The sequence below is a fragment of the Bacteroidota bacterium genome (assembly GCA_016706255.1).
Lineage (GTDB): Bacteria > Bacteroidota > Bacteroidia > Chitinophagales > BACL12 > UBA7236.
On record JADJJZ010000030.1, the window covers coordinates 1 to 10,121 of the forward strand.

The window sequence follows — 10,121 nt, forward strand, 5'->3', positions numbered from 1 at the left end:
CATTGTCGTTATAAACCAATGGTAAATTAGGGACAAAGGTTTTTATTAAGCAGATTGAGCGGTATTAAAGATAGGTTTTGCGGGTTGCTGCTGATAAATAATCATCTCCGCATTTATAGCATTGGATCTACCTTAGAATACGCTAATCTACCGTTCGCACTGCAAATATGAGCGATATAAAAATATATTTTCTGAATAATTCAATCGATTTTTGTCAAAAATATGGGGAAGCGAAGAATTAAACCTTTGACTATTAACATTTTGATTAAACTGTTCGGCAGCGGTTGGGAATTTATTTCGCAATGGAATTACCATAAATAATAATAACAGAGGTATAATCGAATTTCCTGAAATTTGCAATCCTTTTAAACCCATGTTCACGCGGTTTCCGGCATTTCCTGAAAGTGAGGATGGTAATCCTCCATTCGTAAATTCGGCATCACCAGCATGGCAATTTGCGCATCAAGATGTCAAGTGGCAATTAATCCGATATAATTACGCACCTGGTCCATTCCGATAGCAATATATACTTCAGCCTCTAAAAGTTACCACCATGCATAATCCGGAAGTTTTCGATATCGATAAGCGGATTATCGGTTACAGCATTGGCTTCTATTTCGAAATATTTTGGTGCACAGTTTTAAATCCGTCAATTGCAGTAGTCCTAAAAATTGCGGAATACAACGAATACTTATATCTATCCTGATACAATTTATTTTCATCATTTATTACATCGTCGTTTTTGCGAATCAATTTAAACCGTCAAAAAGTAATTCATTAATTTTTCGGCAATAAATATTTGACCTGTATGTCATTTGTGTTGATGTGGGAATTCATCAAACGGCTGTATAGATGCATGAAGCGCCGGCACCATCAGTTAAGGCGTGCAGTGATAATTTCGTAAATAATTTATTTAACTCAACCATGTTTATCAGATGTAATGCCTGTTAATATAAAGTACCATTGTTTACTAATGCAAGTCCTTCTTTGGGATGTAATTTAATGCGCTCCAGGTTAAATCTCGCAATTATTTCATTCGGGCCTCCCTTGCTCACCTAAATAACTTACTGGAAACAATCGGCTAATCCGATAACAGCACCGCTACTGAGGTTAATGGTATCAGGAGGTCGCCACTGGCGCCAATTGGATCCTAACCCGCGAATCCGTGGTGTTATGTTGTTATTAATAAAAAAGGCATATCGCTGCCTACATTTCAAAAGGAATTTTGCTTCATTTTTTAACAATGCATTCATTGAAATAACCATTGCGGCGCGCGTACATATACATCATCCAAATAATCATTGTTCCGGATTTTAAAAAGAATAACAAATTAGTTTGCAGTTGTTGTGTTTCTCTCTTCGTGGGACAATAATTGGTTGGCTACTCTGCCAAATTTATGTGTTTACTCCATAAAATGGGTTTACCGTTTAGGGCACTAAAGTGGTGGATGTAATCATAACTCTGTTGGATTTTTTCCAAAATAGTCAGAATCCAAAGCAAATACCACACCGGATTTGTTTTGAGCAATTGTTACAATTTTCTGAATTAGTGGGATAATCGTCTTTATAGGACTTTTGCTATTGCTGGCTTTAAGTGTTTAGATGCCGGGTTGCGCATAAGATGGTTTGATGCTGGTGTGATGAAATGGGATTCTAAGTTATTGTAAATTATATATATGTTATTTGTTAAAATTTTTATTCAACATTATTTTAATTGCTATTATGTCCTACTTTAATGGCAAGGCAATACTTCCTTGTGGATACTTATTATCGGGCATTAATTGTAATGCAGTTGGTAATTCATGAAAAGAAAATGTTGCCCCTGAAACCGACAGAACAGTTTTATCGGTAATCAAATTATTTAGTAATACATTCTTCCAAATTCCCGTAATAAGAAACCTTGAATCCGTTTATTAGCTTAACCATAAAGAAGTAAAGTCGAAAGCGGGCTGCATAACCTGTAGTTCCTGCACAAGTAACTACCATTCCATTTTTATCGCATACGTATAAAGATTTAGGAAATGTATCTTCACCGCAGGATGTTCTATGACAATTTTACGTAATCGTCCGCCGTAGTTAAATCCAATAAACTTAAAAAGGGCTTTCCACTTCGTTGCGCCAACATCGATCTTGTGTTTCAGGCGGGACATCGTTTCCCGGGATAGCACCCCAATCGCGAATACTGCAGAATCGATTTAAAGCGAGTGCACCCCACCCGTGACAAAAAACACCATTTTTCGTGATTATTTACTACGGCCACAGGAATTGCTCCGGCTGTTTTTACTCATTGAATTGTCATTGCACCTGAAACCATCGCCACTTCAATTCCCAAATTAATACAAATGTCAATGTTTTTGTTTTAAGGTATGTGGTTCATAATGATTTAACAATATCTGCAGGGCGTTGTAACGCTGCTTACCATAATATGTGAAGCACCGTGTAGAGCCCGCATCCCAAATTTAAAATGATTCGGTTTTGGTAAACACTGGAAAGTCATTTTACCTTACAAAAATGTGCATAGCTGCCGAAATTAGTTTCATATCCTAAGTTCTAAACGATTTATTTCAGGTAATATCTCCACCTGATTTTACATAGGTGTCATTTTCATCGTACTAACCGCCTTGAATCACAACTGCATCACCAACATGAACATTTGTTACATTTTTCTCGATTTTATAAAACAATACCGGAACAATGGGAGTTCCGGAATATAATAGGGTAAATTCGATTCATTTCTTTGCGCCATCAATGCCATCATATCGCTCAGGATATGCTCTTGCTGCTCAAACAGACTTATAATTTTAACCGCAGCCATTACTGCAACCACTACTTCATTATCCGCTATTTAGGTGCATAGGAACTACCTCTGCTTCAAAAGCAGTTTTAGGCTAGCCAAAAACGATTAGCACGCAGTGTTTGTGCATACATTAGTTCTGCAAAGCACCCATTTAACTCGTGTAATTTTCCTCATCGGTTTTAATTCCATTACCCAATTCTTTCTATACCACCGGCAATTTATATTCGGGTAATTTATTTTTTGCCCAATTGCGCAATTCTGTATTTGTTAATACGCCGTCTTTTAGGACTGCTACCACACCAACAGCTTCACCATAAACATCAAGGGGAACTCAATTTATTTTATAAATCTCTTGTTTATGGATGTAATAATAGATGTTGTTCAATTTCTGCAGGATAAAATATTTTGTCCTTGGAAATGGAAAGTACATTATTTTTTTCCCAGTCCATTCAGGAAATAAATAACCTTCTCGCTTTCATCGAAAACCATATTCATCAAAAACAAAAAAAGAAGCAAACCAGCCATCAGAAGAAAATATTTTATCATTTTCCTGTTTAGGTTTTTATATCCATAGCTACAACATCACTCTTTTAAAGACACTTCCCCAATTGTTTTCGGGAGGTAATATATTACCCTCATCATCAATCACCTTTACCGAAACATCATCATATGCCTTTCTCCTGCTGAATGAAGCAACGCTTTTAATTCCGGTTTATCAGCACCCAAATGCGCAAGTGGTTTCCCCTGCCGAAACGGAGTGCAGGGCAATACCGCTGGCTTCGGTTAATCCGCAACCTTGTGTGAAATTAAGATTTCAAAAGTAGCGTAACAAATTTCCGTTGCACAGCTTCAATTGGCGGAACTAATTGCATTGAATATTGAATATTTTAGTATGAAGATAAAATTATACTGATGCACTTCTTCCATGCTACAAATAATCTTCACTATAATTCATGCTCAGGTGGCTAGGGGTAATTTCCGTGTTTATCAATCAAAGCATCACTTCAATCGGGTCAAACACCTTTAATAACACATTTGTGCAACCAGGTAAAAATTCGGAATATAAACAACCTACGTCTACAACAGCATGCCTTGCGGCCTGCAAACTAAATTTACATTGATGCTGTCCAACATCCCGGTGCTTCGCTGCGAGGTGTATAATACATGGGGGAAACATTTTTATTGTTGAGCATTACACCCTTGGCTTTAAACGTTGTTCCGAAGTATAAAATTATTAATGTCGGATCATTCAAATTTAATTGCGGAAGTAAATCAGGGTTAATTGTTTGTGTATTATGTATTTCTGTTAAATAATGTTTTAATTTCAATTACTTGCTCTCATAATCTTTCACCACTTGGTTTGCAGTCTGTTCAAAAGCCTGTCCGTAACAAACATTTTTATATCAGCATCGTCAATTATGTAAGAAAACCGCATTTCATCAGGGTTTACCTGCCAGTTAATAGAAACCGGAATAATTCCTTGCTAATAAACAACCATTTGCCAGTTATATACTCCGCATTATTAATATCCAGCAAAGGAAAAGTATGCTCCCTTGTTTAAATTCGTTTTGGTTCAATCCATGCTGCAGCACGCAATGGCTATGCGCATATATTCAGCATACGTATACGAAACATCGTAGTTGTTGATTACGCACTGCTCTGCATGCATAGTGCTCTGAATTTTAATATTTCGCTATAAATAGTTGAATCATTTTAGTTGTGAGATACGTTGCGGCTAAATGATTTCCTCCCGTTAACGGTGGGTAACGTAATTCCAAGAGAATCCTGCCTGCGGCGATGCTAGTACCGGGCCAGCAGCAGCCGCTATATCATCCGGGCGAACCAATTTATGCATTACATTTTCTTTTTCTTTTTCCATTTCTTCAGGGATATAATTTTGTAATACGGTTATGTTGCAACTAAACCCCGTGCAATAATAATATTTGTGATATTAATATTATTTTCGTCACGCAGAGCGTGGCGGCAAAAAACAATTTTCCAATACGCCTTTGCATATTATAAACTGTAAATGCCCCGAACCCCTAAGTTGTGGGGACATGCTGTTGATTCCAATCCATCTTCCATATTGCTGATTGTTGGAACTGAATTACTTGAGGCATAATACAGAACAAAAGTTTTATATTTCAGTAATACTTTTTCTTGTATACCCGCAGCAAGTTGTTGCAATTTTTTTCTGGGGATTAGAATTTAGTCACGATACTCAATAGTGGCATACCATTTTGATGCAGGCATGCGACTAATTTCTTTTCGCACCGGCATCAGAAATTAAATCGGCTTTGTAGTGTAATATGTTTGGCATTGCTTAGGGCAGACGAAATTTCATTTAAATGATGTCTCATTTCTTCAACGGCTACAATTTTATATCCCAGATTAGCAAGTTGTAATGCAATTGATTTGCCAATTCCGCTTCCGGCTCCAGTTACGAGTGCCGTGGAAACGTTTTCTGTTTTCATGCGGCCGCATTTTATATAATTGCTGCACCTCCGGCATATCCGGAGGCTGCGGTTGGGCAATAAAACAAGTTTCCCCGATTGTAATTTATTTTGTTAGTCGCCTGATGTAAGGTAATAGGTATACCCGAAATAGTATGCTGTAGCAGCGTATCGATACTAACTTCCATTTTTCAATATCAATTCCCATCGCATTGGCAACTCCTTCAATAAGAATATAATTTGCCTGAGACGGAAATACAATATCAATATCATTCGGTCGGATGCCATGCGGCACATACCTTTTCCGATATTGGCCATAATTTCCACCGAAATTTCCACCATACGTTTCCAAATCGTCATGAGTGTTCCGTGCAAACCTCGTTAAGAAGTTTCGATACTTGAAAGCATTGTACTGCCACCTGCAGTAGAACATAGACATTTTTTAGTCCGGAACCATCGGCAAATAATTCACTTACCATAAATCCTGAATCATAAGACCAGCCGCGGGTTAAAATAACTCTGCCCTGGCGCCATCGCCAAAAATGGACAAATTTTGGGTCGTCTTTCTACAAAACGTGTTTTAATATTCGCACCAATTACACAAACATATTGCCGTATACCTGTTGGTATTAATCGGATTCCATGATCCAGGGCATGTTATTAAACTTGCGCAACTTTCAGTTAAACACCAACAGGACAAGTATAACCCAATAAATATTGCACATTGCATGATGCTGTGCATTAGTGTAATCGGAAAGTTGATGTGCCCAATAAAATACGGTCGAGTTGTTTTGCCGTTATACCCGCATTATCCAACGCCATTTGTGCTGCTTTAGCTGCGATAAGGGCTGGTTGCAAAATCATCGGGAGCAATATGTCCGGTTTTTATTCCGATTTATCGCGCACCATGGCAATATTCAAAATCCAGATTCAGTCTTTTGCTCAATTCTTCCGTTGTAACCGGTTCACCCCGCAAACAAATTCCACTGCCTAGTAATTTTTAACGCCTCAGCCTTTCTTAATGACTTATACATTGAATATTAAGCCGCCGCAAGAAAATTCCGCCACCTTACAGAAAAGTAAAGAGCATAAACTTTTTATTTTGGATTATTTTCTAGTCATTGATATGCGCAGCGAAGGCAAAAAACACCGCTAGAAACCGCACCTGCATAATCTTGAATTACATCGACAGTATTTCGCGCGCAATCCCTGAATAAGCAATGGCATAAACCAGCGTTTTTTATTTACCGATGCGGTATTAAATAGTCAATATCACTTTTTGTTAAACTCCTGAACTGTGATATAATAATTGTGAACTTCCCGCCAAGCCTGCTTTCGAATAATTTGATTCAGTTTCTTTTGACATTTTCTATATCATAAGCATTGTCATTCAAATCAACCTGATTAGTGGCAGTAAAACCTGACTGCCCATTACGCAAGGAATAAGTACTCGATCTGCCCCTAAAAGGCAGCACCAATACCCGAGTTCATTCGCTCTAGTTAAAATTAACGGCACCGGCATCCTCCCACAGCATAAATAAGATTTTGTCCCGAACTTTTGTTGGCGCTTCACCCGCTGTAATCAGCACATTACGGGCACCTGAACGAATAAATTGCGACGCCAAACCATCGCATAGATTACAGAACCGCAACCGTTTCTTATTTCCATAGCAGGGCAGCTTCGGCTTTCAAGTTTTCCCCGCAACATAAGTGCCTGTAGAATTTGTATAAAATGGTGAGGTAACCGTTACCGGAAATTACCATATCAATGGTATCGGTTAAAAACATTATTTTCACGAATTTTTTGCGCTGCTTTGATCATTAAATCAGCAGTAGTAAGTTCATTTTTACAATTGGCGTTCCGGGCACGTGACTCCAGTATCTGCTTTCATAACCAAGCGTATTTTTAACAAAATCGGAGTCGTAATTTTATCAGCAAATATTTTCTCCGCAATCAGGTCCATAATAATTCATGTATTGCGTATTTAACTAGTTTGCGATCCCATCGGGAAAAGCAGTAGCAACACGTTTAATGGTAACGCCGTTTAACTGATTAAAATATCTGCCGTTGATACTGTAGTAAAGTCACTTCTTTTTCAATGATGTTCAACAAATAACAATAGTTTTTAATTGCATTAATTCAGCGGTATTTATATTAATATTAAATAACTTCCTATCAAAAAACGTTTGCTATTAGGTAACTACATGATTAATAGAATCCCATTTGTCAAAATCGGCTGCGATATATTCGCAGGTTGCAGGATTAAACCATTGTCGTTAAAAACCTTGCGGATAATAGGTAATTTGTTGTAGAATTTGGTCCGGTATAGGGCAATATTAAAGCTATTTCCGAATACCAAGTTAGCAAATTCCGTGTTATTTCACGCGCTGTTGTTTATACTTGACACTTAATAATAATTCATATATAATCCTTATTTATAAAGGCTTATAGCTAAATTTCTAACTACTTGACATTTAATATTTTATGAATGTTGTACCTTTGAAAATTCATGGGAAAGTCTCATTTTTACCCTCATGGCTTTTAACTCATACCTGTTCCTGCTGTTTTTGCCTCTGGTTTTATGCTGTTTTTACTTAACTGCAGAAAAACACCGTTGGAAAATCTTATTGGTGTCGAGTTATTTGTTTTATATGCTTTATAAAGCAGAATACGGATTAATCTTATTGTTTTCAACTTCGGTTTGCTGGTATGTAGGGAATTTAATTAGCAGGAGTAGCGATAAACAAACGCGCAAACGCTACCTTATTATCGGGATAATAATTGATGCGGGTATTTTATTTGTTTTTAAATATTTTGGATTATTTGAATCACTATTTGAGTCAATTAAAAATCCGGAAGCACTACAAAATAGTCCGGAAACCATTTTACTGCCAATTGGTATTTCCTTTTATACATTTAAGTCGCCAAGGCTATTTAATTGATGTATACCGGAATGTAACCAAACCCGAACCACATTTTGGCTATTTCGCTTTATATGTATCCTTTTTTCCTCAATTAATTGCGGGGCCAATTGAACGTGCTAATGAATTAATACCACAATTACATGCGCCAAAAAAATTAAGTTATGATGATTTAATGTATGGTTGTAGCAGAATGGCGTGGGGATTTTTTAAAAAATTAGTTGTTGCAGATACTGTAGCCGGCTTTGTTAATTTCACCTTTGCTGATATCGAAAGTGCAAATGGAATACAACTTTATATTACGCTATTATTTTTCGCTGTGCAATTATATGCCGACTTTAGTGGTTACTGCGATATAGCAATTGGAACTGCACGTTTATTTGGCATTCGTTTATCTGAAAACTTTAATCAGCCGTATCTTGCAACCAGTATTGCCGATTACTGGAACCGTTGGCACATAACACTTACAGCCTGGATTCGCGATTATATTTTTATCCCTTTAAACAGAGGAGTAACTACTTACAGTAGAATTTATTTAAATACGCTTATTGTTTTTTTACTGATTGGATTATGGCATGGTGCCAGCTTAAGTTTTATTGTATTTGGATTGCTGAATGGTTTATTATCCATTTTACAATCATTATATAAACGCATTTCGTTTTTGCCAAAATTCAAATCAAAAGCCGGAAAAATATTTTTAATTATATGGAATTTCCATTTGCTTATTTTGACGGGCGTAATATTCAGAGCAAAAAACTTTACTGATGCCTTGTTATATTATAAAAAACTGTTTACCGATTTTAGTTTCGGTTTACAAAAAATATTGAATGGATTTTCAGGATACGAATTTGCCTTATGTTGTATAGTAGCTGCTTTATTTGTAGCTGCTGTGTGGTTGCCAAAACATTTTAAATTTAAATATGCTTATGGCTTTTTATTTGCAGTAGTGGCGCTGGTAATTTTATTGGGGAGAAACAATGCTGAAACGTTTATTTACTTTCAGTTTTAATCAGGTTTCGGGATTACTTTGAACCTGAGTAATAATAGCTTGTTTAAGTTTTTCGCTGCAGTCTTTACGTTCAACTTTTGCAGTAATAAACTCTTTAAATGTTTTTTCAATATGGTAATGTTCAAGGCAACCCTTGCAACGCTGGATATCCATAATAAATAAATTGCGTTCAGTTTCAGGTAATTCACCATCTAAAACCAAAAAAACCTTTTTTACAAAGTTTCGGCAATCATGTTTGGGTAGCTGTTGATCCATAGCTTATCTTTTTTCTTTAAAACCTTCTTTTTGAGCGTATTCGCGTAATTTTTCCTTTAAAATATTGCGTGCCCTGTGAAGGCGTGATCTAACCGTTCCGATGGGTATGTCAATAATTTTAGCAATTTCCTCGTATGAAAACTCCTCAATATCACATAAAAGGATAATTGTTTTAAAGTCCACCGGCAGTTGATTCAACGCCCGTGTCACCTCATCTCCAAGCATGCCTTGAAACAATTCCTGTCTCAGGTCAAGATATTCAACATGCCCCTCATCGTCGGTATCGTGAAAACTCGCTACCTCATCATAATCAACTTTCGCCGGTTGTTTAGTTTTTTTACGGTATTCGTTGATGAAACCGTTTTTTAGAATTTTAAACAACCACGCTTTGGCATTGGTACCTTGCTGATACGAATCTATAAAGCGATAAGCCTTCAAAAAAGTTTCCTGTACAAGATCATTTGCATCATCTTCGTCTAAAGTAAGATGAAAGCCAAAGTTGTACAGCGCATCCATATGGGGTAAAAACTCCTTATTAAAGATGCGGTCTTTGTTGCTTTTAGTGAGGTTGCCTTTGTCCACGAGGGTAAAATTAGAATAAAGTTGCCGATGATTCAAATTAACCATTTTTACCGGCATTTTTCATTTAATATAATTTTTTTACTTTTGGTTCATTATTTTATCAA

At 36.7% G+C, this 10,121-nt stretch carries 7 protein-coding genes; 2 read left to right on the top strand and 5 right to left on the bottom strand.

From position 1 onward, the window contains the following. Positions 1-538: 538 nt before the first annotated feature. From IPI65_22590 to IPI65_22600, 3 genes are all read right to left on the bottom strand, one after another. A complete protein-coding gene (locus IPI65_22590) occupies positions 539-616 on the bottom strand; it encodes a hypothetical protein (protein MBK7444220.1) in 78 nt (25 codons plus the stop codon). Between the two features lie 3,292 nt (positions 617-3,908). Next, the gene (locus tag IPI65_22595; protein MBK7444221.1) at positions 3,909-4,124 is read right to left on the bottom strand and encodes a hypothetical protein; all 216 of its coding nucleotides are present in this window, start codon (positions 4,122-4,124) and stop codon (positions 3,909-3,911) included. A gap of 951 nt (positions 4,125-5,075) precedes the next feature. Continuing rightward, a complete protein-coding gene (locus IPI65_22600; GenBank protein ID MBK7444222.1) occupies positions 5,076-5,270 on the bottom strand; it encodes an SDR family oxidoreductase in 195 nt (64 codons plus the stop codon). A 2,610-nt stretch (positions 5,271-7,880) separates the two neighbouring features. On the opposite strand from IPI65_22600, the gene IPI65_22605 reads away from it, so the two are divergent. Then, a complete protein-coding gene (locus tag IPI65_22605) occupies positions 7,881-8,192 on the top strand; it encodes a hypothetical protein (GenBank protein ID MBK7444223.1) in 312 nt (103 codons plus the stop codon). Continuing rightward, complete coding sequence (locus IPI65_22610; protein MBK7444224.1) at positions 8,146-9,180, top strand: MBOAT family protein; 1,035 nt, start codon at positions 8,146-8,148, stop codon at positions 9,178-9,180. The genes IPI65_22605 and IPI65_22610 overlap by 47 nt, the downstream gene beginning before the upstream one ends. Here the strand turns inward: IPI65_22610 and IPI65_22615 are convergent, their stop codons facing one another. Continuing rightward, on the bottom strand, positions 9,181-9,435 hold the full coding sequence (locus tag IPI65_22615) for a hypothetical protein (GenBank protein ID MBK7444225.1): 255 nt from the start codon (positions 9,433-9,435) through the stop codon (positions 9,181-9,183). Between the two features lie 3 nt (positions 9,436-9,438). Next, positions 9,439-10,062, bottom strand: coding sequence for a sigma-70 family RNA polymerase sigma factor (locus IPI65_22620; protein MBK7444226.1), 624 nt, complete (start codon positions 10,060-10,062; stop codon positions 9,439-9,441). Positions 10,063-10,121: the final 59 nt, after the last annotated feature.

What these genes read in the sequence shown, in the direction of transcription:
- IPI65_22615 (MBK7444225.1), bottom strand. Translation starts at nt 9,435, where the DNA reads ATGGATCAACAGCTACCCAAACATGATTGCCGAAACTTTGTAAAAAAG.
- IPI65_22600 (MBK7444222.1), bottom strand. Translation starts at nt 5,270, where the DNA reads ATGAAAACAGAAAACGTTTCCACGGCACTCGTAACTGGAGCCGGAAGC.
- IPI65_22620 (MBK7444226.1), bottom strand. Translation starts at nt 10,062, where the DNA reads ATGGTTAATTTGAATCATCGGCAACTTTATTCTAATTTTACCCTCGTG.